Below are 25,565 nucleotides of genomic sequence, written 5' to 3' on the forward strand. Positions count from 1 at the left end.
GACGTAGAGGAGTGGTTTTCTCTGGCGTGAACCAATCTACGAATCAGGCGCTTATTTTGTCAACCCAAAAGAAGACCGCAGTGCCTGTTCAGCGTCCTGCCAGAGGTCCTCCGGGTCCTCGATGCCGACCGACATCCGCACCAGGCCCGGACCGATGCCCGCGCGCGCCAGCGCGTCCTCGTCCAGCTCCCGGTGGGAGGTGCTGGCAGGGTGCGTGACCAGCGTCTCCACCCCGCCCAGCGACAGCGCGAGCCGGGCCAGCCGGACCCCTTCGACGAAGGCGCGGCCCGCCTCCCGGCCACCGTGCAGCTCGAAGGAGAGCAGCCCGCCGCCGCCGGAGAGCACCTTGCGGGCCATGGCGTACGAGGGGTGCGTTCTCAGCCACGGCCAGTGGACGGCCGCCACGGCGGGGTGGTCCGCCAGCCGCCGCGCGAGCAGGGCCGCGTTGGCGCAGTGCTCGCGCATCCGCAGCGGCAGCGTCGCGATCCCGCGCAGGGTCAGCCAGACGGCGAACGGGTCGGCGCTGGCGCCGAGTTCGACCGTGCGCGGCCAGATCTCGCGGCGCAGGGCGTCGTCCGCGAAGACGGCCGCCCCGCCGAGGACGTCGGAGTGCCCGGCGAGGTACTTCGTGGTGGAGTGGAGCACGATGTCGGCGCCGTGCTCGATCGGACGGCACAGGACGGGCGAGGCCAGGGAGTTGTCCACGGCGCTGAGCACGCCCAGCCGCCGGGCCGCCGCCAGCAGGCCGGGCAGGTCGGGGACCTGTCCGGTGGGGTTGGCGATGGTCTCCAGCACGAGCAGCCGGGTGCGCGGCCCGGCGAGCGCCTCGAACTCCGCCGCGTCGTCACCGCCGATGTGGTCGACCCGGATCCCGTAGCGCTCCGAGAGGTCCGCCAGCGCCGCGTACGTGCCCCCGTACAGGCAGCGTTGCGCGATCACCTGGTCGCCGGGGCGCAGCAGGGCGAGCAGGACCCCGCTGATGGCGCCCATCCCGGAGGCGAAGGCGATGGCCGAGGCCCCGCCCTCCAGGCCGGCGAGGGTGCGCTCCAGGGCGCGCACGGTGGGGTTGCCGCGGCGGCTGTAGACGTAGTCGCCGTCGGGTCCGGCCATGGCGCGCGCCAGTTCGTCTGCCGAGTCGAAGGCGAAGGCGGAGGACTGCACGAGCGGTACGGACAGCGGCCGGCTGGCGGGGGCTTCGAGCTCGTGGGCCACGTGCACGGCCCGGGTGCGGATGTCCTTCATCGAGGGGTCTCCCTGTCTCGTTCGGTACGGAAAAGGGGCCGCCCGACGTCCGGGGAGGACGTCGGGCGACCCCTGGGGCGAGCGCGGGGGCGTCCCCGTACGTCAGACCCCCGCCGTCTGGCCGCGCGACGCCGGGGCGTCGGCGGCCGGGGCGGCGGCAGCGGCAGCGGCGGCGACCGCCTTGTCGCCCTTCATGGCGAGGAGCGTGATCACCGCACCGGCGGCCGCGATGACGGCGGCGGCGATGAACGCGGCGCTGAACCCGTCGGTGAGGGCGGGCAGGTTGCCCAGTTCACCGGCGCCCTGGGTGGTGGCGAGGGCGGTCAGCGCGGCCAGGCCGAGGGCCGAGCCCACGTTGTAGGTGGTGTTGACGATGCCGGAGGCCAGGCCGGCCTGTTCCTGCGGGGCGCCGGACATCGAGGCGATCATCGCCGGGATGTAGGCGAGCGCCATGCCGAGCGCGGCGACGAGCGAGGCGGGCAGGACGTCGACCAGGAAGGTGCCGGTCGGCTCGACGGCGGAGAGCCACACCAGGCCGAGGGCGAGGGCGAACAGGCCGCCGACGATCAGCGGCTTCGCGCCGAAGCGGCCCATGAGCCGGGCGGTGATGGCCGTCATGAAGATCATCAGCAGGATGGTCATCGGGAGCAGGGCCGCACCGGAGGCGAAGGCGCCGTAGCCGAGGACCTGCTGGAGGTAGAGGTTGAGGAAGTACCACATCGGGATCCAGGCGGCGCCCAGCAGGGTCATGGCCAGGTTGCCCGAGCCCAGGCGCGGGATCCGCCACACGCTGAGCGGCATGAGCGGCTCGCGGATGCTCTTCTGGATCACGAAGAAGAGGACGAGGAGGACGGCGGCGCCGATCAGTTCCAGCACGGTGGCGGTGGAGCCCCAGCCGGCCTCGGGGGCGCGGACGACGGCGAAGACGGCGAGCGCGAGCCCGGCGGTGACGGCGATGGCGCCGAGGACGTCCACGGAGCCGCGGCGGGACCCGACGGCGGGCAGCAGCTTCGTCAGGGCGAGGGTGATCACACCGATCGGGACGTAGATGATGAAGCACCAGGGCCAGCTCACCCACTCGGTGAACACGCCGCCGAGGAAGACGCCGGCGGTGCCGCCGGCCGGGGCCGCGGCGCCGTAGAGGGCCATCGCCTTGCCGAGCTCCTTCGGGTCGTGCCCGAAGAGCATCATCAGGAGGGTCATGGCCGAGGGGGCGATCAGCGCGCCGCCGACTCCCTGGACGGCCCGGCCGGCGATCTCCACGGAGGCGCTCTGCGCGGCGGCGGCGAGCACGGAGCCCACGATCATGACGACCCAGCCGGTGGCGAAGATCTTGCGCGCCCCGAACAGGTCGGAGAGCCGCCCGCCGAGCAGCAGTAATCCGCCGAAGACGATGACGTAGGCGTTGAAGACCCACTGGAGCTCGCCCTGGGAGAAGCCCAGGTCCTTCTGCATCTCGGGGAGCGCCACCCCGATGATCGAGGTGTCCATGATCACCATGAACTGAGCGGCGGCAAGCACGCCAAGTGCCCACCAGCGCCGGGGATTGACGGTTGACATTGCCCTGGCCCTTCCTCTGTCGTATACCCCCAGGGGGTACCTTCGGGATGGAAGTTAGCATACCCATGGGGGGTATGTAAGGCTGCGGTCAGGCGCTCGAGCGGGGCTCGACCGGCCGGGGCCCCGTCCCTCACCCGCTCAGCCCTGCCCCGGGCGCGGGCGCGCTGCGCGGGCCCCTGCGGCGGGATATCAAGGAGGTGAAGGTGAGCGCGCGGCCCCGGCGGTCGCCACCCCGCCCGGAGGAGTACGTCCCGTGGAGTTCGAGGTCAATGGCGTCCGGCACACGACGGACACGGACGACGACCCCGCGGCCGTGGAGGTGCTGCGCGACCGGCTCGGCCTCACCGGCACCAAGCTGGTCTGCGGGGGCGGGGTGTGCGGCGCCTGCACCGTGCAGGTCGACGGCGACCCCCGGGTCTCCTGCCTGACGCCCGCCGCCCTGCTGGCCGGACGCCGGGTCACGACGGCGGAGGGCCTGGCGGACCACCCCGTGGCCCGGGCCTTCGCCGGCCGCGACGCCCTCCAGTGCGGCTACTGCACCCCCGGGTTCGTCGTCGAGGCAGCCGCGTTCCACGACCGGTGGCGGGCCGGACACGGGCTGACCGCCCCCGGCCGCGAGCAGATCGCCGACGCCCTGGCCGGCCACCTGTGCCGCTGCGGCGCCTACGAGCGGATCTTCGAGGCGGTGACCGCCGCCTGTACGGGCGCGTACGACGGGGAACCGGACCCGGCGGACCCGCCCCCGCGCGCCGAGGCCCCGGAGAAGGCCTGCGGCGCGGCCCGGTACACCACCGACCTGCGCCCCGAGGGACTGCTGGAGGGGGTGGTCGTCCGCTCCCCGCACGCGCACGCCCTCGTCCGCTCCATCGACGCCGGCGGCCTCCCGCTGGTACGGCTGCTGCCGCCCGACGGGGTGGTGCGCTACGCCGGCCAGCCCGTGGCCGCCGTCGCGGCGCCGACCCGGGCGGCGGCGCGGGCGGCCGCCGGGAAGGTCGTCGTGGACTACGAGGTACGGCCGGCGGCGCTCGACGTGCGCAGGGCCCGGGCCGGCGAGGGCCCGCTGGTCTACCCGGACAAAGCGGCCCGCAAGCAGGCGCCCAGCTCCGGCGAGGGCGGCCTCGGCCTGCCCGCGAAGTGGGAGGGCAACCGGCGGGGTCCGGTGAGCATGAACAAGCGCGGCGGGGAGGCCGTGCGCCGGATCCTCAAGGCCCGCGCCAAGACCCCCGACCGGCTGGTCGAAGGGCTGTACACGACCGCCGCCCAGAGCCACACCCCGCTCGAACCGCACACCGCGCTGGCCCACTGGACCGACGGCACCCTCCGGCTGGAGGTGTCCACCCAGGCCGTCCAGCGCGTCGCGCAGCTCGCGGCCGAACGCTGGGGCCTGCCCCCCGAACGGGTCATCGCCGACGCCCCGCACGTGGGCGGCGGCTTCGGCTCCAAGGTGGGGCTGACCACCGACGTCGTCGCCGCCGTGGAGCTCTCCCGGCTGTACGGCGCCCCCGTCCGGGTCTCGCTCGACCGGGACGAGGAGCTCACCGACGGCGGGTACCGGCCCGCCACCCGGATCCGGCTGGCGATGGCGGCCGACACGGCCGGGGACCTGTCGGCCCTGGCCGTCGACGCCGACAGCGACGGCGGCGTCTCGATCGGCGCTTCCGTGGCCGCGCTGGCCCGGTTCATGTACGGCCGCTCCCCGCGCCGGCTCCGCGACTTCGACACCGTCACCAACCGGCCCCCGGGCGCCCCCTTCCGCGGCCCGGGCGGACCCCCGCTGTGCTGGGCGCTGGAACAGGCCGTCGACGAGATGGCCCACCGGCTCGGCCACGACCCCATCGACCTGCGCCGCCAGTGGGACGGCAACCCCAAGCGCCGCGCCCTGTACGACTGGGCGGCGGCGCTGCCCGTGTGGACCGATGCCCGGCGCGGCGGCACGGGCCGCTACCGGCGCGGCGTCGGCGTCGCCGCCGCCAACTGGCTCTACTTCGTCGACCCCGCCACCGAGGTCGAACTCACCGTCGAGGACGGGACGGTGGTCGCCCGCTGCGCCGTCCAGGACATGGGCACCGGCTCCCGCAGCGTCCTGCGGCGGGCCGTCGCCGACGGGCTCGGCATCGAGGAGGGGCGGGTCCGCGTGGAGATCGGCCGCAGCGGCGCCGTGCACGGCCCGATCTCCGGGGGCAGTCGCACCACCCCCTCGCTCGCCCCCGCCGCCCGGGACGCCGCCGACCGGCTGCGCGCCGCACTCGGCGGCGGCGACGTCGCGTCCCGGCTGGACTCCGGCCACGGCACCCGCGTCACCGGCAGGCGCCCGCGCGACCGGCGCGGCTTCGCCCTCCCCTTCACCCTGGGCGGCCTGGCGGTCGGCCGCGGGTTCACCGGTTCGGTCCAGGTCGCCGAGGTCGAGGTGGACACCCGGCTGGGCCGGACCCGGGCGCTGCGCGTGTGGAGCGGCATCTCCGCCGGCCGGATCCACGAGGACCGCCTCGCCCGCAACCAGTGCGAGGGCGCGGTCGTCCAGGGCGTCGGCTACGCACTGTACGAGGAGCGCCGCACCGACCCCCGCACCGGCCGGGTGCTGACCGAGAACCTGGAGGACTACCGGATCCCCGGCATCGGCGACACCCCCGAGATCACGGTCCACTTCCACCAGGAGGGCTTCGATCACGTGCCCGGCGGCGGCGTGGGCCTGGGCGAGGTGGCCACCCTGCCCACCGCGGCCGCCCTGGGCAACGCCGTGTACGACGCCACCGGCTGGCGCCCGTACGACCTGCCCATCCGCCCCGACCGGCTCCTGGAAGGACTGCGTCCGTGAGCACCGAGCCCGCCCTCACCGACCTGTCGGCCGCCGTCCTGGCGCGCGGCGGGGAGCTGCGCGCCGGAGGCACCGACACCACCGCCCGGCAGCGCGCGGGCCTGTCCCCCGGACCGTTCACCGACCTGTCCGGGGTCTCCCACCTGCGGGGCTGCACCGGCCTGCCCGGTGGCGGGCTGCGCATCGGCGCCCTGACCACCCTCGCCGAACTGGCCCGCGACCCGCGGGTGCGGGAGGGCTGGCCGGCGCTGGCGCTCGCGGCGGGGAGCACGGCCACCCCGCAGATCCGCGCCGCCGGGACCCTGGGCGGCAACCTGCTCCAGCGCAACCGCTGCTGGTACTACCGCAACCCGCACATCGGCTGCCTGCAGAAGGGCGGCACCGGCTGCCCCGCCCGCGAGGGCGACCACCACTACGGGGTGGTGGCCGGCGAGGGCCCGTGCGTGGCCCCGCACCCCTCGACCCTCGCCGTGGCCCTGCTGGCCTACGACGCGGAGGCCGAGGTGCACGGTGAATCCCCGCGCCCCGTCGCCGCGTTGTACGGGGACGGCAGCCGGCTGCACGACGTCGACCACCTGCTGCCGCCCGGCCGGGTCCTCACCTCGGTGCGGCTGCCCGCCGCGCTGCCCGGCGAACGCGCCGCCTGCCACCGGGCCATCAGCCGGACCCGCGCCGAGTGGCCGCTGGTCGAGGCCGTCGCCCGGCTCGCGCTCCAGGGCTCGACGATCACCCGTGCCGCCGTCGCCGCGGGCGGGGTGGCCCGGGTCCCGCTGCGGCTGCCGGAGGTGGAGGAGGCCCTGACCGGCCGCGAGGCCACCCCGGCGGTCCTCGCCGAGGCGGCCGGGGCGGTCCTCGGGCGCTGCCGTCCCCTGCCGCACACCGGCTACAAGACCACCCTCTTCCGCGACACCGTCCTGGAGGTCCTGGAACGGGCTGCCGCCCCCGGGCCGCGTCCCGGGGAGGCGGTCAGCGGGTCCCGCCCTCCGGGGCCGTGACCCGTTCCAGGTCGGCCATCAGGGAGTCCAGCCAGGAGGCCGCCGCGTAGTAGCGGCGGGGCGCGCCGGGCGGCTCCGCCGTGAGTCCGCGGTACGCCGGGTCGCGCAGCGGCGCGGGCACCGGCGGGGTGTCCCCGCCGGGGTCGAGGTGCGCCGACACCAGCAGCATCCGTCCGGCCACCCGGTCCCCGATGCCGGTCAGCCCCTCGGCCGCCTCCGGCCCCAGGGGCGCCGGGCCCGCGGGCCCCGTGCCCAGGCCGTCGGGCGGGGCGGGCCTGTCGGGTGGGGCCGTCAGCCGGTCCGCGCCCCACAGGACGTGGTGGCCCGTCATCAGGGCCGCCTGCCAGTCGGGCCCGGGCGGGCGCGGGGTGGCGGCCCCGAAGCGAACCGGCTCGCTCTGGAACTGCGCGTACGCCGACTCGGCCATGGTCAGCGCGTGCCGCAGCGACCGGTACCCCCGTCCGGCCACCGCCCCCTCCCCCGTGCCACCCGCCGCGACGGAGGCACTCGTCGCGACCACGATCTCGGCGGCCCGGCGCAGCAGGCCCGCCGTGGCGCGGCCCAGCTCGTCGTGGGCGCCCCGGGGCCAGGCCAGCAGCCCGAACACCCCGCCGATCACGCTTCCGATCAGCACGTCGGCCATCCGTACCTCGGCCAGCTGCCAGGTCGCCGGCGCCAGCTGCGCGAACACCATGGCCACCAGCACCGTGAACAGCCCCTGCGCCCACCCCACCCCCCTCACCGGCCCCACCGTGAAGGCGAAGAGCATCCACAGCGGAAGGACCACGGCGTACACCGCCGTGTGCGGGCCGACCACGGTGAGGAGGCCCGCCGTGAGCAGGGCGCCGGCGAAGGTGCCGGCCAGGGCGATCCGGATGGTGCTCCAGGTCTCGCCGACGGTGGTCCGCGTCAGGGAGAGCGCCGCCAGCGTCGCCCAGAACCCGTGGGGCAGCGTGTCCAGTCCGGCGACCAGCCGGGCCGCGGCCAGCGCGAGGCCGATCCGCACGGCGTTCTGGAAGAACACCGACCGGCGCACGGCGTGTCCCCGGATCCGGTGCCACCACAGCAGCACGGCGGGGGTGCGCGCGTACCAGAACCGCCCCGGCTGCACCCGGTCCGCCACCACCGGGCCCCCTACGGCGAGGGAGGCGGCCGTGGCCGTGGTCAGGGCGGCGTCGGCCACCTCCAGCACCGCCGCGTCCCGGCGCAGCGCCGCCGGGCCGGCCGGCCCGGCGGGGACGGCGGCCAGCCGGGCCCGGGCCGCGGCGAGTTCCCGGTACGCGTCGCCCGGGCCGGTGTCCGCCCGGAGCCGCAGGCGGCCGGCGGTGCGCTCGGAGAGCAGCGCCACCCCGCGCAGTACCTCCCCGGCGCTCTGACCCGGGTCGTGGAGCGCGGAGAGCCGGCCGAGCAGGGTCCGCGCGGCCAGGCCCGTGTGCGTCAGCGCCCGGTCGCGCGCGCCCGGCCCCGCCGGCCGGTCGGCCTCGGGCACCTTCAGCGACCGCAGGCCCGTGCCCGCCTCGCGGGCCCGCTCGGCCGCGGCCGCCGAAAGCGCGTACGGGGGCTCGGCCAGCTCCCGCGCACAGTGCGCGGCGGCGTCGGCGGCGCGGGCGGCGAGCTCCCGGTAGGGCGGTGGCGCGGGCTCGGGGAAGAGGTACCGCTCGGCCAGGACGAGCAGGGCGAGCCCGGCGGTGGTGCCGGCCAGCCGGACGCCGAGGGAGCCCGGATCGTACGGGGGAAAGGACGGGAGCATGTACAGCAGTTGCAGTCCCGGCCCGGCTCCGGCCAGCCACGGCCCGCCGACGGCGGCGAAGGCCAGTACGAAGCCGATCACGAGCATCCCGGCGACGGCGCTCCAGGTGCGCACCGACAGGAAGGTGCCGGTCACGACCAGCAGCCAGCACGCCGGCACCAGCCGCAGCACGGTCGCGGCCCGCTGCGGCCCCGTGCCGGGGATCCGCGACAGCCCGGCGAGGGCCACCGCGGAGAACAGCGCGTAGGTGGCGGCGACGGAGGAGCCGAAGCCGTACAGGAACAGGTAGAACCCGGCGGCGGCGACCAGCGTCACCCGCACCGCCCGGACCCCCGAGGCCGCGTAGCCCGGCGGCAACCAGCGCCTGGGCACACCACCCATCCCACCAGCATCACCCGTCCGGGGCCCTGCGGCACCACGGCACGCTCAGCCTGCCGCCAGCCGCCACAGCGGGGGGACGTGGCGCCCGGGCACGGTCTTGCGCAGGCCGGTGAGCAGGGCGCGGGCCTCCGTGGCGGTCAGGTCGAGCTCCTCGGTGATCCGGCGGGTGGTGGCGTACGCGATCCCCTGCGCGAGCGTCTCCCGTTCCCAGGCGGCGAACCGGTCCAGGACCGCGGCGGGGTCGCGGTCCGGGCGGCTCCGGGCGGGCGGGGTGCCGGGGTGGGCGGCGCGGCGGCGTTCGCGGGCGATCTCCGAGAAGCCGCAGACCGCGCGGGACGCCTCCTCGGCCTCGTCCAGGCCGCGGCAGCCGGCGAGCGCCCGGGCCAGCGGGCTGAGTCCGAGGACGCGGTCCAGGGTGAGCCGGTGGACCTGCCGGGAGGTGGCGTCGAGGAGTACGGGCCGGGGCGCGTCCCGGGTGCCGCAGACGCCGCGCACCCCGCGGGCGGCGGCGACCAGCAGGGCGCCGGCTTCGGAGGGGTGCCAGTCGAAGACCCCGGCCACCACCTCGGTGTGCGCGGCGCCGAGGGTGAGGGCGGGCGCGCCGAGCCGGGGCAGCAGGTCGGGCAGGGGCACCTCGTTGTCGAGGCCGGGGCCGGCGACGTACACGGAGGCCGGCAGGCCGGTCTCGGCGCAGGCGGCGACGGCGAGGGCGTCGCCGAGCGGGCTGCGCAGGGTGGGTTCGTCCCCGTGGGCGACGATGTCGCCGCCCACGTCCACCAGGTCGATCCGGTCTGCCCGGCACCAGCGGGCGGCCGCCGCGATCTGGCGGGCCAGGCCGCGCGTGCCGCCGTACGGGTCGAGCAGCCCGAGCCGCGGCCGCAGGGCCCCGGACAGCCGCGGGAGCAGCGAGCCGGCGGCGCCGGATGTACGTGCTCCAGCACCTGCTGGAGTTCACGGGCCTGCGCCCGGGCGCCTACCAGGAGGTGTTCGCCACCCGCTTCGAGGACGACTTCGGCCCGCAGCTCGCCGCCCTGCTGGAGCGGCGCTGGCTGCGGGAGGAGGGCGGGGCGCTGGCGCTGACCCCGGAGGGCATGGCCTGGGCGGACGCGGTGGGCCCGATGTTCTTCTCCGACCGCGTGCACGAGAACATGCGCTCCTACCAGGACCGCTAGGGCCTGTGTGATGTCGTGATCAGTTGCTGGGTTCTGCCCTCTTCGTGGAGCGGAACCCGGTAGGACTGTGGCCGTGACGCGTAGGCAACTGACCGATGCCCAGTGGAAGTTCATCGAGCCGTACCTGCCGATCGGCAGGTACGGACCGTACCCCGAGCGACTGCGGGAACAGTTCGAAGGGGTGATCTGGCGGTTCCGGTCCAGTGCCCAGTGGCGGGAGATGCCCGCTGAGTTCGGGCCCTGGGCCACCGTCTACGGGCGCTTCCGCGTCTGGCGGGACGCCGGCGTCTTCTCCGCCCTGCTGGAAGGCCTGATCGCCGCAGCGGCCCGCACCGGGAGAACGGACTTGTCGCTGGTCAGCGTGGACTCCACCACGGTCCGCGCCCACCACGACGCCGCCGGGATGCGTATCGGCGAGGACCTCATGGAGGCCCTGGAAGAGGCTGCGCGCGAGCAGGAGGAGGCCCGGAAAAAAGGGGCGGACCGGAGGAACAGAACGGACAGGCCGAGCGCCGGCGCGTCCGGCTCAGACGCAAGCTCCGCATGAAGGAAGCCCTGCTCGGCAGGTCCCGCGGTGGACTGACGACCAAGATTCATCTCGCCGCGGACCGGCAATGCCGTCCGCTCGCGTTCGTCCTGACCGTCGGACAGGCCGCCGACAGCCCTCAGTTCATCCCTGTGCTGGGCAAGGTGCGGGTCCGGCTGCCCGTCGGCCGCCCCCGCACCAGACCCGGCGCGGTCGCCGCGGACAAGGCCTACTCATCCCGCGGCAACCGCACCTACCTGCGCAAACGCAACATCAAGGCAGTCATCCCGGAGAAGAAGGACCAGGCCGCCAACCGGAAGAAGAAGGGCGCAAGGGGCGGCCGGCCCGTCAGCCACGACGCCGGCCTCTACAAAGAGCGGAACACCGTCGAACGCCTGATCAACAAGCTGAAGGCCTGGCGAGGCATCGCCACCCGCTACGACAAGGCGCCCCAGAGCTACCTCGCCGGCCTCCACCTCCGCGCCACAATGATCTGGATCGACGACCTCCTGAAGACCGCCGACTGATCACAACATCACACAGGCCCTAGGCCCCGCGGGTCGCCGGTTCCGGCTCGGTGTGCGGGGCCGGTGCGGTCCGCGGCCCGGGGTGGCGCTCGGGGAGGGACACGAGGACCAGCCCGAGCAGCAGCAGCGCCGCCCCGGCCGCCGCGGACGGTCCCGGCCGCTCGCCCAGCACCGCGACCCCGAGCACCGTCGCGACCAGCGGTTCGGTCAGGCTCAGCGTCCCCGTCGTGGCGGCGCTGAGCCGGCCGACGCCCCGGGTGAACAGCAGGTACCCGAGGGCGGTGGTGCCCAGGCCGAGCCAGCCGATCAGGGCGGCCGAGCGGACGGTGGCCAGGCCCCCGGGGGCCACCAGCAGGTACGGGGAGACCAGCAGCCCGGCGCACAGCACACTCACGGGGGCCGCGGCGCCGAGGTCGGCTCCACGCGCCCCCAGTTCCTTCGTGGCGGCGATGTACACGCCGAAACTCGCCCCCGCCACGACGCCGAACAGCACACCCGGCAGGTCCGCGGTGGCCCCGCTGCCGGGCAGCAGCACCAGGGCGATGCCGAGCACGGCGCAGCCGGTCCCGGCCAGCCAGCGGGGTGTCAGCCGCTCCCCGGACAGGGCCCGGGCGGACAGGCCGCCGACCACGGGCACGGTCCCGAAGGCGACGGCGGTGGCCAGGGCCGCGCCGCCCCGCTCGACCGCCTGCAGGAAGCACACCTGGAAGGCGGCGGTGACCAGCACGCACAGCCCGAGCCACCGCCGCACCCCGGGCCGCCGCAGCGTGCGCAGCCCGGCCGGGCGCACCGTCAGCAGGCTGAGCGCCAGCCCGCCGAGCAGCATCCGGCAGGCCCCGAGCGCCACGGGGTGCACCCCGGTGTCCGCCCAGAGCTGGGCGGGCCCCACCGTCCCCCACAGCACCGCCGCCGCCAGCACGGACGCCAAAGCTCCCATGACTACCCCCTCCACCACGCTCCGGTCATGGCGAAGCTATCGGGGCGCGGCCGGGCAGACCTACTGGCCGAAACCATGAGATTCCCTCTCAAAGTACCGGCCGGTCCGTGCCTTCACACCAACCCGTCTTCCGTCGCACGTCACCCGTCTGCTGCGCGGCGTCCGAGCGGCAGCAGGTACTGGAGGGGCTGTTCCAGGTCGTCCAGGCCGAGGAGTTCGTGGGCCAGGTCGTCGTGGAAACCGCCGAGCGGGGTGCCGGCCAGGCCCAGGGCCGTGCCGGTGAGCAGCAGGTTCTGCGCCAGGTGGCCCGTCTCCAGCAGGGCCAGGCGCAGGGCGCGCAGACCGTAGCGGCGGCGCAGCAGGCCGAGGTCCGCGTAGAGGGCGAGGACCACCGGGACGCGGTCGATGCCGATCCAGTGCGGGTCGGTCGGGGGCCGGGACAGGTATGTCGACAGCGAGGCGATCTCCGCCGTGGCCGGGGCCGGGCCGACGGGGCGCAGCGTCCGCCGCTCGGGCACGCAGTCGTACGTGCCCGCCGGGACGCCCTCGACGTCGAGCACCAGCAGCCGCACCCGGGCCGTGTACAGGGCGCCCGCACTGGGGTAGGCCCGGTGGACCGGGGTGTCGGCCGAGCCCTCGGGCAGCGGCGCCCCGCCGCGCTCCCGGTCGGCCAGGGCGTGCCACAGCAGGGCGCCCAGGTCGGGGGCGGTGAGGGGCCCGCCGAGCGCCCCGCGCGCCGAGGCCCGGGCCGTGAGGGCGGCGCCGAGCGAGACCTCGGGCAGCGGGGCGGCGGGCAGGGGCAGCTCCGGCGCGGCCGGAGCGTACCGGGGCGGCCCGGGCGGCAGGGTGCGCAGGGCCGTGTCCTCGTTGCGGCCGATCTGGAACTTGCTGCGCTCCACGTACTGCAGGTCGGGGGCGGTGTGCCCGGCCGGGAAGTAGTCCGCCGGCTCCCCGGTCTCCAGCAGGGTGCGGGCGGCCAGCCGGCACACCGCCCGCTCCTCGTCGGGGGTCACCCCGAGCCGGTTGAACAGCATGTGGAGCTGCGAGCCCCAGATCCAGGCCGTCGCGTCGGGGGCCGCGTCCGGGTCCAGCCCGGCCCGGAGCAGGGCGTCGGTCTCGCGGACCCGCCGTTCCCAGTGGCCCAGCCAGGGTGCGGCGGTGCCCTGGGCGAGCCGTTCCCGCAGGCCCCGGGCACGCCGTGCCAGGCCGGAACGCTGCGCGGCGTAGACGGAGTTGACGCGGGTGTGCACGGAGGCCCCCGGCAGCAGCGGCACCTCGGTGACCCACCGCCAGCCGGCCGCGTGCCGGCGCAGCCAGCGGGCGGCGGTGAGCCGGTCCAGGCCGAGCGCCTGCACGGTCGTGTGGACCAGGTCCGCCGCGTGCGTCAGGCGGGCCGAGCCGCCGCCCCCGGCGGCGAGGTCGCGCAGGACCCGGAGCACCACCTGGGAGGAGTCCGCGAAGACCTCCTCGGCGAGGGGCAGGGCGCGCGGGCCGCCGTACCGGTCGGTCTCGGGCACGTACGGGACGGCGCGGACCTCGCCGTGGGCGGAGGTCCAGGGGCCGGGCACCGAGGGCACCTCCCCGGCCGCGCGCGCCAGTTCGGCCGGGAGCCGCGCGGCGGCGGCCGGGGCGAGCCCGCGCACGCGGACGCGTACGTGGGGGCCGTCCTCCGCGTAGCGGATGAAGAACCACCGGTCGGCCTCCCCGGCCGCCACCAGGCCGTCCAGGAGCGGGGCCGCCTCGCGGACCAGGAACGCGTCGGTGTCCTCGGTCGCGCAGTGCAGGAAGACGTGGTGGCTGTGCCAGGCGTCGGTCGTGGTCATCTGCGGTCCTAGCGGGAGGGGGCGGAAGGGCGGATCAGGGGAAGGGGTGCGGGTGGAGGGCCAGGTCCTCGTGGCGCAGCGGCCGGGGGGTGCGGCCCAGCCGGTGGGGCACGTCGAGCAGCCGGGGCAGGCCGCGGGTGCGCCGGTTGACGTGCCCGAAGGTCATCGGCAGCGAGCCGGGGACGACGACCTTCACGCAGTGCAGGCCGAGCCGGTCGCGCAGTCCCGGTTCGCTCTGGTCGACGGTGACCACCTCCAGACCCGTCGCGGCCAGCCTGTCCACGGTCGCCGTGAGCAGGGCGGCGAGGTCGGCGACCGGTTCCGGCGCGCCCGGCCAGGCCGCCGCGACCGGCACGGAGGGGGTGTCGGCGAGGAGGAACGCCAGCCGGGGGGCCGCCTGCGGGAGGGCGTTGACCCCGACGTGGTCGTCCAGGCCGACCACCAGCTCCGGCCGGTCCAGCATGGGCCGCAGCCGCCGCGGGTCGCGTGCGCCGTCCTCGGCGAAGGACCGCCCCGGCGACTCCAGGACGTTGGTGACCACCTCCGCCACGGCGGAGCGGATCGCGGCCCGCGGATCGTGGTGGGCGCCGGCCGCGAGGAACATCCGGGGCGCGTCGGGGTGGGTGCCCTCGTAGTGGCAGACGGCCACGACCGCCGGGATGCCGAAGTCGTTGGTCGCGTCGAGCAGCAGCAGCCGGTAGCCCGCGACGGCGGCCCGGTCCGCGAGGAGCGCCGTGTCCCGGTCGTCCGGGGGCGGTTCGACGCGGCGCAGGGGGGTGGCGGCGTACCAGGCCATCAGGAAGGCGTCGCGCTCCGCGACCTCGAACAGGCCGTAGAGCGCGGCCTCTTCGGGGCTGTTGCCGAGACCGCAGCCGTTGGAGGACTCGTACACCACGCGCGGCCCGCCGGCGCCGGGCACGTCCCAGTAGGCCACGTGCTCGGGTACGAGGACCGGGCGGCGCCGGGTCAGCGACCAGCCCCGTACCCAGTCCAGCTCCAGATCGGGCGTGTAGGGGACGGTGGGCGAGGCCGGGTGCCCGTGGTGGGCGGGGTCGGGCAGGCCGAGCCGTCCGGGGTCCAGGGCCCGGTCGGGGCCGAGTGCGGCGAAGGGGGCGCGCAGGTCGGTGCGCCGGCCGGTGGGGCGCATCCCCGCGTACCGTTCGACGGCCTCGAAGAGGGCGATGCGCTCGCTGGTCGCGAAGTCGTGGGCGCGGCCGTACCCGCCGTCGTCGACGAGCCGGCCGTCGCTGACGAACGCGCTCGTGAGGGAGAAGGCGGAGTCCTCGGAGCGGAAGAGACGGCGCACCGGCCCGAACCGTTCGTCGTGCAGCGCCTCCCGCAGGAGTCCGGGACCGGCGGTGCGGGGATTGGGGGCGCGCAGCACGTACGGGTCGGGCAGCGGGCGGGGCGCGGCGGGCAGCGGGTCCGGGGCGGTCGCGGAGTCGGCGGGGAGGGGGTGGCAGACGGCGCAGCCGCCGACGGGACGGACGCGGTGGGTGGACCAGGTGCCGCGCCCCTGGTGGACGACGTGCACGACGGCCGCCCCGTCCTCCCGGCCGGGCTCCTCCCCGGCCAGCAGGTCCTGGACCAGGGAGCCGAGGGCGGCGGACAGGGCCGGGGCGGGTACGCCGGCCAGCGCGAGCGCCGGGCTCCGCCAGGGCACCCGGCCGCCGGCCGTGGCCAGGCGCTGGTACTCGGTGCAGCACAGGCAGGCCGCCGCCCCGGGGGCCAGCACCGGCCCGACGACGGCGAGCGGCCCGTCGAAGCGGACGGGGACCCACTCGACGGGGTGGCCGAGCGCGTGCCGGCTCAGCTCCTCGGCGAGCCCCAGCGTCCACCGCTCCAGCAGCACCACCGCCGGCCCGGCGGCAGCGGCGAGCGCGTCCTCGGGTGCCAGGACGGGTACGCGGAGGGGCCCCAGGGGGCCGGAGCCGGTCATCGGGCCTCCTCGGACCGGGCGTTCAGAACCGTGAAACCGAAGGCCCGCAAACGGGCGGCGAGTTCCCCGGGGCCGGGGACACCGACGCGGCCGGCGGCCGGTTCCACGGACTCGGGCGTTCCGGCGTCGCCGGGGGTCCCCGGGGCGCCGGGAACTCCCGGGGTGATGAAGGCTCCCGGAGCGTCAGGGGCTCCCGGCGCGTCAGGGGGACACAAGGCGTCGGGGCGTCCGGCAGCGCCTGGGATCCGCGGGACGCCGGGGGCTCCCGGCGCGTCGGGGAGTTCGAGAACTCCCGGGAGGTCTTGGGCGGTACGGGGGGAGGTTTCGGTGAACCGGTGCAGCGCGTCCTGGAACCGCACCTCACGTCCGGCGACGTCCGCCATCCAGCCGTTGGTCCAGCCGGCGTCCTCCCAGGCGGCGATCCGCGCTCCGGCCGTGGCCAGAGCGGCGACGGCCCCGCCCGAAGGCGGCACCCGCACCGCACCCGTCCCGGCCGGGGAGGCCGGTACAGCCGGGGCGGTCGGGGCCGTGAGGAGGGGTGGTGCGGCGGGGGCGGCGGGAGCGGGCGGGGTGTTGGCAACGGCGGGGGGTGTGGAGGCCGATACGGCCGACACGGCGGCCAGTGCCGCGAAGGCCGCCGCGTCGCCCGGGGTCGCCTCGACCGCTTCCCCGAGCACCCCGGCCCCGGATGGTCCGGCTGCCCGCGCGTCGGCGCCGGGGGGCCGGGGCGCCCCCGGCCCGGCCGGGCCGGGGGCGGCGGGGTGCGGAAGCGTCCGGCGGACCACCGCGTGGTAGACCTCCTCGTCCGGGGCGGCCCGGACCACCTCCAGCCGGGCCGGTACGCCGAGGCGGACGGTCAGGGTGGTCCACCAATGGCGGGCCTGCGGGTGCCCCGACCACGCCTCCTCGGACACCACGGCCCCTCCCGCCCGCCGGGCCGCCGCCGCCCGCAGCGCCCTCCCCCGGGCGTGCTCCGGGTTCGCCCCGACCGTGAACTCCCCTTCCCCCAGCGAGAGTTCCGCGGCCCGGCAGAACAGCTCCAGGCGGGCCAGGTCCAGCCGGGGCGCCCCGCCCGTGAGCCGCCCCCGGGGGAGCGCGCAGGCGGCCAGCGGTACGGGCAGCTGCCCCAGGCCGGTCGGTTCCGGCCCCGGCAGGACGCCGCAGCGCCCGTCGCCGAGGGCGTCCAGCCGCCGCAGCGCCTCGTCCAGGGTCCGGGCGGGGGCGAGGTCGGTGCACCGGTCCCGGTCGAACCGTTCCGGGCCGAGCCAGGTGCGGTAGTCGGCGCGCAGCGGCCGGGAGTCGGCGAGGAGCACGGCGGGCAGACCGGGCAGCAGCCGCTCGTCACCGCCCTCGGCGGCCGGGTCCGCCAGCCCGGCGGCCGCGCACAGCAGCCGGTGGACCGCGGCGCCGGCCAGCAGCGGTACGAACGCGGCGGCCCCGGCGTCCCCGGCCGGCCCGAGGCGTGCCTCCAGGGCCCGTGCGTCGGCCCGGGCCTGGGCGGGGCTGCCGGGGGCGGTGGCGTATCCGCCCGTGCCGCACCGCCCGGCCGCGACCGCCCGGTCCGGGCCGGCGCCGTGGACGCGGAGCAGGATCCGGTCCCCGGCGAGGTCCGGGTCGGCGGTGTACGCGACGGGCAGGCCGCAGTCCGCCAGCGCCCGTCCGGCGGCCCGCGCCAGGGGTGCGTCCGGGTGGCCGGCCAGCACTTCGGCGCGGGCGGCGGCGAGCGCGGCGGCCGGGGCCGCGGGCCGCCCGGTGCTCTCCGCGAGCCACGCTCCGACGGGGCCGGGCGGCGGGGCGCCCGTGGTCAGCAGGCCGTGCGTCTCCAGCTGCCGCAGGAGGGTGTCCACGGCCCCGCGCAGCGCCGACCCGGGCTCGATGCCGTCGAGGAGGGTTTCGAGCCCGCCCTCCCGCAGCGGTTCCTCCAGGAGCTTCCACAGGGCGGGCAGGGCGTTGCTGCCCTCCAGGGTGAGGCTGCCGCTCGGGCCCCTGAGGTGCAGGCCGGCCCGCAGCGGGGTCACGGCCACGCCGGGCCGCAGCCTGCGTACGGTCCTCGGGCGCGCGACGGTGGTCATGCCCGGCCCTCCACCGCGTCGATGGCCTCGCCGACCTCCGTGCGCCAGTCGCTGCCGGTCAGCCCGGGTACGGCGCTCACGACCAGGTGCGCCGCCAGGTACCGCTCCAGCGGCCGGACGTCGCAGATGGCGAGGAGCCGGTACAGGGCGTTGGTGCAGGCCCGGTACACGAGGTAGTCGGGGCTGGTGAACATCCGCCCGTGCGGGTCGGCGCGGCTCAGCAGCCGGTGGAACTCGCTGTAGCGGGTGCGCAGTCCGTGGTTCCAGCGTTCCGCCGCCCCGCGGTCGCCGGTGGCCAGGGCGCGGGCGCCGTACTCGGCCGGGCTGCCGGAGAGGTCCGCGCCCGCGTCGTGGCGGGCGCGCGCCAGCCGCCAGGCGCCGGCCGAGAACTCCGGCCAGGCCCGTTCCCAGCCCAGCGCACCGCCCTCGGCGATCCGCCCGACGAGGGCGGTCACCGCCGCGCCGGCGCGTTCGGCGTGCTGCTCGAAGCGGGCGCGCAGCCGGCCGTCGGGGTCGTCGTGGACGAGGAAGTCCTCCAGGTGGGAGACGTACGACCAGTGGCCGCCGGCCAGCCCGCCGGGGTGGGCGCTCGCGTGCGCGGCGAGGGCGGTGACCGCGAGCCGGATCCGGGCCTGCGCGCCGTCGCCGTGCTCCCCGAGGAAGCCGGCGCCGGCCCGCAGCGCGCCCAGGCCCGCCCGGAGCAGGTCGTCGCGCAGGCCGGCGCCGTCCTCGCCGAGGAGGCCGCGGACGGAGGAGCGGTCGACGGGCTCGGTACGGACGGTGTTGTCGGGGTGGACCGGCCCGTAGGGCGGGGGTACGAGCTCGGCGCGGCCGGCCTCGGCGGCCCGTTCCAGCAGCTGTGCCCCGGTGAGGTCGGCGTGCGAGGGGTGGTCGCGGAGCCAGTCGCGGAGCGCGGCCGCGGCGGAGCCGGCGGTCCGGGTCACCTGGCGGGGCGGTCCCTGGAGGCGCAGCCGCAGGTGGGGGCCGTGCAGCCAGTGCCGTTCCACGTGGGCGGCGAGTCCGTCGGCCGTGGCCGACTCGGCGAGGGGCAGCAGGGCTCCGCGCAGCAGGGGGGCCTTGTCGGGGTGGTGGTAGTAGGCCACCACGTCGAGGGCGTGGTCGTGGGGACGCATGTGCTCCGTGCTCCCTTCCGTGGTCGTCCGGTGTCGGTTCATCGTTCGGCGGCCGCTCCGGGGCCGCCGCCCTGCCCGGTGCGGTAGACCTCCAGGACGAGTTCGACGGCGCGGGCCGGGGCGCTCTGGCCGCCGGGGGCGGGCAGGGCCTCTTCGAGGACGGCGCCGCCGCCGTGGCGGGAGAGCCATTTGGGCAGGCAGCGCAGGTGCAGGGCGTTGCCGAGGTCCACGAGGTGCGGTTTGGGGCGGCTGATCCCGGTCAGGAAGTCCTCGGCGGCCCGGCCGGTGGGGGCGGCTCCGGCGGGGTGCAGGAAGACCTGCTCGGGGAGGTCCAGGGCGGCGCGCCAGCGGGCGGCGGCCTGCGCCGGGACGGTGCCGTCGGCGGTGAGGTCGGCGCGGAGCCGTTCCACCGTCCCGGGCGGCAGCAGCCAGCGGCGGCGGCGGAGCACCAGGTCGCGGTGGCGCAGCCGGGGGAGGTGGGTGACGCGGCCGCCGCCGGGGGCGTGGCGGGTGCCGCGGGGGACGAGGGGGCCGAGGTCGACCATGCCGTGGGGCTGGTCGCTGAGGTGGGCGCCGAGGCGGCGCGGCAGCAGGACCGGGGCGAGGAAGCCGGGGTAGAGCACGTCGAGGAGTTCGCCGGTGTCGCGCAGCCGGATGCGTACCTGGTCGTCGGTCTCGTCGTGGACGAGTTCCAGGTCGGTTTCGCCGAGGGAGGCCCAGCGGCGGTCGGGGCCGATCTCGTCGGGGACGAGGAGGGGGTGGAGGTTGGCGTTGAACCCGCCGACGGGGCGGATCTGGGCGGCGCGGGCGCCGGGGCCGAGGGCGCGGCGGATCTGCCCGGAGACCGCGGCGGCGGCCGCGGGGTCCAGGGTGTCGAGGAAGCGGCTGGTGAAGCGGCCCCAGCCGCCGTAGACCTGGTTGACGCAGAGCAGGCCGTGGCGGGGGTCGCGCTGGAGGAAGTAGGCGTAGCTGAGCGGACGGGCGAGGGCCCAGGCGGGCAGCCGGTCGCCGAGGCCTTTGAGGAGGCCGGGGGGCAGGAGGACTTCGGGGGCGGTGGCCGGGTCTGCGTCGAGGGCGTCCCGGACGGCGGTGACGGCCTCGGCGCGCAGGTGGGCGAGGGCGCCGGTGCCGCTGGGGTGCGCGTCGGCGGGGTCGAGGGCGGAGAGGCCCCCGGCGGCCTCCCAGGCTTCGGCGATGTCGGGGCCGAACTCCCACGGGTGCGGGCAGCGGCCGCCGGTGCCGTAGCGGGCGACGAAGCGGTCGCGGACGACGCGGCGCAGCAGGTGGCCGAGGTCGAAGAGCTCGGCGAGCGCGGTGACCTCGCCGAGCGCCTCGTGGTCGGTGGGGGCGAGGAAGCCGTCGAGGTCGAGGGGGTGCGGGGCGACGACGTCCTCGGAGACCGGGCTGAGCGGCGCCGAGACGGCCGGGACGGGGCGGCCGGCGGCGGCCAGGGCCCGGGTCCAGCGCTGGGACAGGCCGGTCAGCAGGGCGGGGCGGGCGGCGGCGGGGGCACCGGCGAAGTCGGCGGTCGCCCGGGCGAGCCCGTCGAGGCGTGAGGCGTGGGCGGCGTCCTCGGCGGCCTCTTCGGCGGTGGTTCCGTCGAGGGAGCGCAGCCAGTCGGCGGTCCGGCCCAGCGGGTCGGTGTCCTGCGGCGGGACGGGGGCGGTGGGCACGAGCAGTCCGGCCTCCGCGAGCCGGCCGAGGAAGCCGGCCGCGGCGGCCGGGCCGTCGGCGCCGGCCGCGCCGGTCAGGGCGGCGGCGAGCAGGGCGGTGAGCTCGTCGAGGGGTACGGGGTGTGCGGCGTTCTCGGTGACGAGGGCCAGCGGGCCGGTGTACGGCAGCCGGGCCTCGTCCTGCGCGGCCACGAGGTAGCGGCCCCCGGCGAAGGCGGTCCGGTCGCGGGTGTAGGCCGCCTGCCCGTCGGTGAGGCGGGCGGTGCTGGTGATGCGGTGGGGCAGGGCGGCCCGGCGGTGCGGGGCGTCCAGCAGGGCGAGGACGAGGGCGGTGGTCAGGGTGCGGCTGGGCTGCACGGCCGCCCGCAACGGGCCCTGGAACAGGGGTGCGGTGCCCCAGGAGGCGACGGTGCGGCCCGGGGCTGCGGGCAGGGGGCCCCAGCCGACGGCCGTGAACCAGGACAGGGGGCTGGTCTTGGTGCTGGCCCGCAGGGCGTAGCGCAGGACGGCGGGCTCCTCCTTGCGGGCCCTGCGGTCCTGGGCGCCGGTGGCCGCCCGTTCCACGGCCCGCAGCAGGTCGGCGCTGGTGAGGGCGACGGCCTTGGCGAGGGCGGGTTCACGGCACAGGGCGGTCAGGGCGCCGCGTTCGGCGGTCAGGGCCCTTTCGGCGGCGGGGGCCAGTGCGGCGAGGAGGGCGTCGCGGCGGGTGCGCAGGTCGAGCCAGTGGGCGAGCCGGGGGATCCGTGCGGGGAGGTCGCCGAGGCGTTCCAGCAGGGCGGGGCGGGGTTCGCGCCCGTTGTGCAGGGCGCGGCGCAGCGGGAGGACGATGTCGCGGTGGAGGGCGTCGGGGTGGCCGCCGCGGCTGTCGTGGAGGTCGTCGCAGAGGGCCGGGGCGGTCTCCAGCAGCTGCCGTTCGAGGTCGCGGAGCCGGGCGAGCCGGGTGCGGAATCCGGCGGCTTCGGCGGTGGGGGCGGGGTGGCTCAGTACGGTCGCGCGGACCAGCGCGTACGGCGCGGAGCACACCCGGTAGGCGTCGGTGCCGGTCCCGGCCGGCGTGCCGTGTGGCTGCTGCATGCTGGTCCCCGTCTGTGTGGGTGGGTGGCGCGCGGGCTTCCCGCCGCGCTCGGGGCGCGGCGGGAAGCTGTTCTGCGTCGTGGGACGGCGGGGTTACACGGGGGTCGGCTGGGCCGGCTGGGCGCAGGACGACGAGCCCTGGCAGGAGCAGGAGCCCCAGGAGGCCCCGCCCTCGGGCAGCGCGACCGTGTCCCGCATGGCGGTGACGGTCAGGTCGCCGAGGTCCAGGTCGAGGTCGTCGAGGGCGAAGTCGGGGGTGTGGTTGCCGGCGGTCATGGATGACTCCTCTGGTGGAAGGCCGGTGGTCCGGGTGTCCGGGGGGTGCGGGGCGGTCAGTCGAGCAGCGAGTCCATGACCGGCGGCTTGTTGCACGAGGAGGAGCCCTGGCAGGAGCAGGAGCCCCAGGAGGCCCCGCCCTCGGGCAGCGCGACCGTGTCCCGCATGGCGGTGACGGTCAGGTCGCCGAGGTCCAGGTCGAGGTCGTCGAAGCCGAATTCGGGGGTGCGCGCGGTGTCGGACACGTGTGTCTCCCTTGATGGAGGCGATAGCCGCATGTGCACGGAGCGGGATCCCGCGGGCAGGCGAAAGAAGGCAGGCCGCGGAAGGGAATGCCGGATGTGCTCGGATTTCGGCCCGGCCGGATATCGATCCCGTCCGGCTCTTTCTGTCGGCCGATCCGGAACTCAGGATCACCCGGGCGCTTGAAGGTCCGCTAGAGCCGAGATCCAGCCGCGCTTCCGGACCCGGACGGCCCCTGGCTCGTTTTCGTGGAAATCGGCGCCCCGCGGGGATCGGATCGAACCATTCAGGCCACTCCGGCCGAAAAGACAGCTGCGAAAACACCGCGGACACGACGACGCCCCCGTCCACCGGGGGGTGGACGGGGGCGGAAGTCGGTGGGATGTCAGTCGGAAATCAGCCTTTCCGCACCACGCTCGACTTCAGCTGCATGGAACCGAAGCCGTCGATCTTGCAGTCGATGTCGTGGCCGTCGACTCCGTCGACGAGGCGGATGTTGCGCACCTTGGTGCCGGCCTTGATGCCGGTGGGGTGGCCCTTGACCTTCAGGCCCTTCACGACGGTCACCGAGTCGCCGTCGGCGAGCACGTTGCCGACGGCGTCCTTGATCACCCGCTCCCCGGGGGACTCGCCGCCCCCGGCGGCGACGAGCGGCCACTCGTGCCCGCACTCGGGGCAGACGAGCAGGGCGCCCATCTCGTACGCGTACGCGCCGGAGCATTCGGGACAGGGGGGAAGTGCGTTGTCGTTCACCCTGCCAGTCTAGGGAACGCGGCGGTGCCCCGCCGACGGATGTCGACGGGGCACCGGAGCACGCTCTGCCTGGTCGGGCCGGTCAGGCGACCGGGACCGGGTAGGTCGGGTACTCGACGCCGGACACGTGCTGGACCACACGGATGACCTGGCAGGAGTAGCCGAACTCGTTGTCGTACCAGAGGTACAGGATCGCGTTGTCGCCGTCGACCTTGGTGGCGCCGGCGTCCACGATCGAGGCGTGGCGCGAGCCGACGAAGTCCATGGAGACGGCGTCGGGGGCGGTGGTGAAGTCGATCTGGCGCTTCAGCGGCGAGTGCAGGGAGACGCCGCGGAGGTACTCCAGGACCTCGTCGCGGGTGGTCTCACGGCCCAGGCGCAGGCTGAGGATGGCGATCGAGACGTCCGGGACGGGGACGCGGATCGAGCTGCCGGTGATCGGCGCCTTGAGGTCGGGCAGCGCCTTGGCGACGGCGGAGGCGGCGCCGGTCTCGGTGATGACCATGTTCAGCGGCGCGGAGCGGCCGCGGCGGTCGGCCTTGTGGTAGTTGTCCAGGAGGTTCTGGTCGTTGGTGAACGAGTGGACCGTCTCCACGTGGCCGCGCAGCACCCCGTACTCGTCGTCCATGGCCTTGAGCGGCGGGACGATGGCGTTGGTGGTGCAGGAGGCGCAGGACAGGATCTGCTCGTCCGGCTTGATCGTGTCGTGGTTGACGCCGTGCACGATGTTCGGGACGTCGCCCTTGCCCGGGGCGGTCAGGACGACCTTGTCGATACCGGGGCGCAGGTGCTTGGACAGGCCCTCGCGGTCGCGCCACTTGCCGGTGTTGTCGATGAGGATGGCGTCCTTGATGCCGTACGCCGTGTAGTCGACCTCGGAGGGGTCGTTCGCGTAGATCACGCGGATCGCGTTGCCGTTGGCGATGATCGTGCTGTTCGCCTCGTCGACGGTGATCGTGCCCTGGAACTGGCCGTGGATCGAGTCGCGGCGCAGCAGGGAGGCGCGCTTGACCAGGTCGGCCTCGCCTCCACCGCGGACCACGATGGCGCGCAGGCGCAGGCCGTTGCCGGAGCCGGCCTTCTCGATGAGGAGGCGGGCGACGAGGCGGCCGATGCGGCCGAAGCCGTAGAGGACGACGTCGCGGCCGGAGGAGAGCTCCAGCTTGTTCTCGCCGGTGGCGCCGGCGACGGCCTCGGCGGTGAATTCGGCCACGGACAGCCCGCGGTCGTCGCTGCCGTAGTTGGCGGCGAGCATGCCGATGTCGATCTGCGACGGACCGAGATCGAGGGCGGCGAGAGCCTGCAGGAACGGCATGGTCTCGGTGACCGAGAGCTCCTCGCCGTCGATCTGCCGGGCGAACCGGTGGGTCTTGAGGATGCTGACCACCGACTTGTTCACCAGGGAGCGGCTGTGCAGCAGGATCGTTACATCCCGCTCGCGGTGCAGCTTCCCGATGATCGGGATCATCGACTCCGCGATCTCCTCGCGGGTCTTCCAGTTGCTGAACGAGTCCTCGTTGACAGTCACAGAGTTATCTTTCGAGCTAGGCGGCGCTCATATGGTAACCCGACCGGAATCCGCCTCTTCGGCAGGGGTCAGCCGAGGGTCGGGTGCGCTTCCGGGTGGGCGTCCCACCATGTCCGGTGGAAGGCGTTGTTGTCCACGTTCGCCAGATACGCCTCGACCGCCGCACGGTGCAGCAGATCCCCCTGGTGCGCGGAGACCGACGCCCGGTTCCAGGCCAGCCGGATCCGCCCGGTGACCGGGGTCCCCGCCAGGGGCCGCATCACGGTGCCCGGCACGGCGGGGGCGGTGGGCTGGCTCAGCGAGATCGCCCGGCCCGCCGCGATCAGGTCGTGCTGCATCTTCCGGTCGGTGATCCGGTAGCGCAGCGAGGGGGTGAAGCCCGCTTCGGCGCAGGCCTCGATCAGGGCCTCGGGGCCGCCGTCGTCGTCCTGGACGAGGGTCATCCACTGCTCGCCCGCCAGGTCGGCCAGCTCCAGCCGGCTGCGGGAGGCCAGGGGGTGCCGGGCCGACATCCGGATGCAGAACGGCTCCCGGGGCACGACGGTGCGCGCCCGGACGCCACCGGGCAGCGGGACCTCGTAGTCGTTGACCTCGCCGTAGACGATGGCGTCGTACCGCCCGGCGCCGAGCATCCGCACGAGGGCGGTCACCGAGTTCTCCAGGTCCACGGCCACCTCCCGCCCGGCCAGGGCCAGGTCGGTGCGTGCGAGGAGCCCGTCCAGCAGGACGAGCAGGATGCAGCCGAGCCGCAGGGGCACGTCCGCCGACAGTGCCCGGGCCTCGGCGCCCAGGGCGTCCATCTCGCCGAGCACCCGGCGGGCCTTGGCGAGGACGAAGTGGCCCAGCGGGGTGGGCTCCACCCCGCTGCGGCCGCGTACGAACAGCTCGCCGCCCGTGACCCGCTCGATCCTGCGCAGCTGCGCGGAGAGCGCCGGCTGGGAGACCCCGAGCCGGCGCGCCGCCGCGCCCAGGCTGCCTGCCTCCGCTATCCGGCAGACGGCTTGCAGGTGCCTCAACTCCAGCTGCATCCCGGCAGCTTACGAATCGTGACCGCGCGGCACCATAACCCGCGCCTTATGCCCGCAGGGATGTCCCAATCTCGCCATGTCCACGCCCATACTCGGCGACGGCGTACAGCCAGCCACC

Annotated in this window: 18 protein-coding genes and 1 pseudogene; 4 read left to right on the plus strand and 15 right to left on the minus strand. The window is 75.9% G+C overall.

Translation table 11 applies throughout. The features are described from left to right. Positions 1-51 precede the first annotated feature (51 nt). Together BX286_RS06635 and BX286_RS06640 are read right to left on the minus strand one after the other, a co-directional pair. Positions 52-1,242 carry a PLP-dependent aspartate aminotransferase family protein gene (locus BX286_RS06635; protein WP_079424610.1) on the minus strand — a complete coding sequence of 397 codons (1,191 nt, stop codon included), beginning with the start codon at positions 1,240-1,242 and terminating at the stop codon, positions 52-54. Positions 1,243-1,344: 102 nt separating this feature from the next. After that, entirely contained in the window at positions 1,345-2,802 is a 1,458-nt protein-coding gene (locus BX286_RS06640) for an MFS transporter (protein ID WP_079424612.1), read from the minus strand. 253 nt (positions 2,803-3,055) lie between these two features. Here BX286_RS06640 and BX286_RS06645 point away from each other — a divergent pair, with 253 nt between their 5' ends. Both BX286_RS06645 and BX286_RS06650 read left to right on the plus strand, forming a co-directional pair. Beyond that, a complete protein-coding gene (locus BX286_RS06645) occupies positions 3,056-5,617 on the plus strand; it encodes a molybdopterin-dependent oxidoreductase (RefSeq protein ID WP_121014718.1) in 2,562 nt (853 codons plus the stop codon). Then, positions 5,614-6,612 (plus strand): xanthine dehydrogenase family protein subunit M, encoded by a 999-nt coding sequence (locus BX286_RS06650; protein ID WP_100865213.1) that lies wholly within the window; start codon positions 5,614-5,616, stop codon positions 6,610-6,612. Before BX286_RS06645 ends, BX286_RS06650 begins: the two co-directional genes overlap by 4 nt. Here the strand turns inward: BX286_RS06650 and BX286_RS06655 are convergent. Both BX286_RS06655 and BX286_RS06660 read right to left on the minus strand, forming a co-directional pair. Further along, complete coding sequence (locus BX286_RS06655; RefSeq protein WP_121014719.1) at positions 6,584-8,743, minus strand: FUSC family protein; 2,160 nt, start codon at positions 8,741-8,743, stop codon at positions 6,584-6,586. The two genes, BX286_RS06650 and BX286_RS06655, sit on opposite strands and share 29 nt — an antisense overlap. A 45-nt stretch (positions 8,744-8,788) precedes the next feature. After that, entirely contained in the window at positions 8,789-9,649 is an 861-nt protein-coding gene (locus tag BX286_RS06660) for a DUF1152 domain-containing protein (protein ID WP_315974781.1), read from the minus strand. A gap of 17 nt (positions 9,650-9,666) precedes the next feature. On the opposite strand from BX286_RS06660, the gene BX286_RS06665 reads away from it, so the two are divergent. Together BX286_RS06665 and BX286_RS06670 are read left to right on the plus strand one after the other, a co-directional pair. Beyond that, on the plus strand, positions 9,667-9,915 hold the full coding sequence (locus tag BX286_RS06665; protein WP_079424618.1) for a hypothetical protein: 249 nt from the start codon (positions 9,667-9,669) through the stop codon (positions 9,913-9,915). Positions 9,916-9,988: 73 nt separating this feature from the next. After that, positions 9,989-10,968, plus strand: a pseudogene (locus tag BX286_RS06670) (IS5 family transposase). A 19-nt stretch (positions 10,969-10,987) separates the two neighbouring features. Here the strand turns inward: BX286_RS06670 and BX286_RS06675 are convergent. The 11 genes from BX286_RS06675 to BX286_RS06725 form a co-directional block, all read right to left on the minus strand. Next, complete coding sequence (locus tag BX286_RS06675; RefSeq protein ID WP_187344100.1) at positions 10,988-11,905, minus strand: DMT family transporter; 918 nt, start codon at positions 11,903-11,905, stop codon at positions 10,988-10,990. 140 nt (positions 11,906-12,045) lie between these two features. Then, positions 12,046-13,728, minus strand: a complete 1,683-nt coding sequence (locus tag BX286_RS06680) for a thiopeptide-type bacteriocin biosynthesis protein (RefSeq protein ID WP_121014721.1) — start codon at positions 13,726-13,728, stop codon at positions 12,046-12,048. A 34-nt stretch (positions 13,729-13,762) separates the two neighbouring features. Then, entirely contained in the window at positions 13,763-15,667 is a 1,905-nt protein-coding gene (locus tag BX286_RS06685) for a TOMM precursor leader peptide-binding protein (RefSeq protein ID WP_079424622.1), read from the minus strand. Continuing rightward, positions 15,664-17,739: a hypothetical protein gene (locus BX286_RS06690; protein ID WP_121014722.1), complete on the minus strand. Its 2,076-nt coding sequence runs from the start codon at positions 17,737-17,739 to the stop codon at positions 15,664-15,666. The genes BX286_RS06685 and BX286_RS06690 overlap by 4 nt, the downstream gene beginning before the upstream one ends. Next, positions 17,736-18,872, minus strand: a complete 1,137-nt coding sequence (locus tag BX286_RS06695) for a lantibiotic dehydratase C-terminal domain-containing protein (protein WP_159402072.1) — start codon at positions 18,870-18,872, stop codon at positions 17,736-17,738. The genes BX286_RS06690 and BX286_RS06695 overlap by 4 nt, the downstream gene beginning before the upstream one ends. 38 nt (positions 18,873-18,910) lie before the next feature. Continuing rightward, positions 18,911-21,619, minus strand: coding sequence for a lantibiotic dehydratase (locus tag BX286_RS06700; protein ID WP_121014723.1), 2,709 nt, complete (start codon positions 21,617-21,619; stop codon positions 18,911-18,913). 93 nt (positions 21,620-21,712) lie between these two features. Beyond that, complete coding sequence (locus tag BX286_RS06705) at positions 21,713-21,895, minus strand: thiazolylpeptide-type bacteriocin (protein ID WP_079424628.1); 183 nt, start codon at positions 21,893-21,895, stop codon at positions 21,713-21,715. Between the two features lie 56 nt (positions 21,896-21,951). Then, the gene (locus BX286_RS06710; RefSeq protein WP_079424630.1) at positions 21,952-22,140 is read right to left on the minus strand and encodes a thiazolylpeptide-type bacteriocin; all 189 of its coding nucleotides are present in this window, start codon (positions 22,138-22,140) and stop codon (positions 21,952-21,954) included. Between the two features lie 394 nt (positions 22,141-22,534). After that, positions 22,535-22,891: a zinc ribbon domain-containing protein YjdM gene (locus BX286_RS06715; RefSeq protein WP_079424631.1), complete on the minus strand. Its 357-nt coding sequence runs from the start codon at positions 22,889-22,891 to the stop codon at positions 22,535-22,537. 82 nt (positions 22,892-22,973) lie between these two features. Beyond that, entirely contained in the window at positions 22,974-24,419 is a 1,446-nt protein-coding gene (locus tag BX286_RS06720) for a glyceraldehyde-3-phosphate dehydrogenase (protein WP_079424633.1), read from the minus strand. Positions 24,420-24,487: 68 nt separating this feature from the next. Next, entirely contained in the window at positions 24,488-25,447 is a 960-nt protein-coding gene (locus BX286_RS06725) for a LysR family transcriptional regulator (protein WP_079424635.1), read from the minus strand. Positions 25,448-25,565: the final 118 nt, after the last annotated feature.

Origin of the sequence: Streptomyces sp. 3211.6, assembly GCF_003634815.1 — a bacterium.
Lineage (GTDB): Bacteria > Actinomycetota > Actinomycetes > Streptomycetales > Streptomycetaceae > Streptomyces > Streptomyces katrae_A.

Bases quoted from the DNA above. Each gene is read 5' to 3' on its own strand.
- BX286_RS06635 (WP_079424610.1), bottom strand. From the start codon at position 1,242: ATGAAGGACATCCGCACCCGGGCCGTGCACGTGGCCCACGAGCTCGAA.
- BX286_RS06640 (WP_079424612.1), bottom strand. From the start codon at position 2,802: ATGTCAACCGTCAATCCCCGGCGCTGGTGGGCACTTGGCGTGCTTGCC.
- BX286_RS06655 (WP_121014719.1), bottom strand. From the start codon at position 8,743: ATGGGTGGTGTGCCCAGGCGCTGGTTGCCGCCGGGCTACGCGGCCTCG.
- BX286_RS06665 (WP_079424618.1), top strand. From the start codon at position 9,667: ATGTACGTGCTCCAGCACCTGCTGGAGTTCACGGGCCTGCGCCCGGGC.
- BX286_RS06675 (WP_187344100.1), bottom strand. From the start codon at position 11,905: ATGGGAGCTTTGGCGTCCGTGCTGGCGGCGGCGGTGCTGTGGGGGACG.
- BX286_RS06680 (WP_121014721.1), bottom strand. From the start codon at position 13,728: ATGACCACGACCGACGCCTGGCACAGCCACCACGTCTTCCTGCACTGC.
- BX286_RS06685 (WP_079424622.1), bottom strand. From the start codon at position 15,667: ATGACCGGCTCCGGCCCCCTGGGGCCCCTCCGCGTACCCGTCCTGGCA.
- BX286_RS06690 (WP_121014722.1), bottom strand. From the start codon at position 17,739: ATGACCACCGTCGCGCGCCCGAGGACCGTACGCAGGCTGCGGCCCGGC.
- BX286_RS06695 (WP_159402072.1), bottom strand. From the start codon at position 18,872: ATGCGTCCCCACGACCACGCCCTCGACGTGGTGGCCTACTACCACCAC.
- BX286_RS06700 (WP_121014723.1), bottom strand. From the start codon at position 21,619: ATGCAGCAGCCACACGGCACGCCGGCCGGGACCGGCACCGACGCCTAC.
- BX286_RS06705 (WP_079424628.1), bottom strand. From the start codon at position 21,895: ATGACCGCCGGCAACCACACCCCCGACTTCGCCCTCGACGACCTCGAC.
- BX286_RS06725 (WP_079424635.1), bottom strand. From the start codon at position 25,447: ATGCAGCTGGAGTTGAGGCACCTGCAAGCCGTCTGCCGGATAGCGGAG.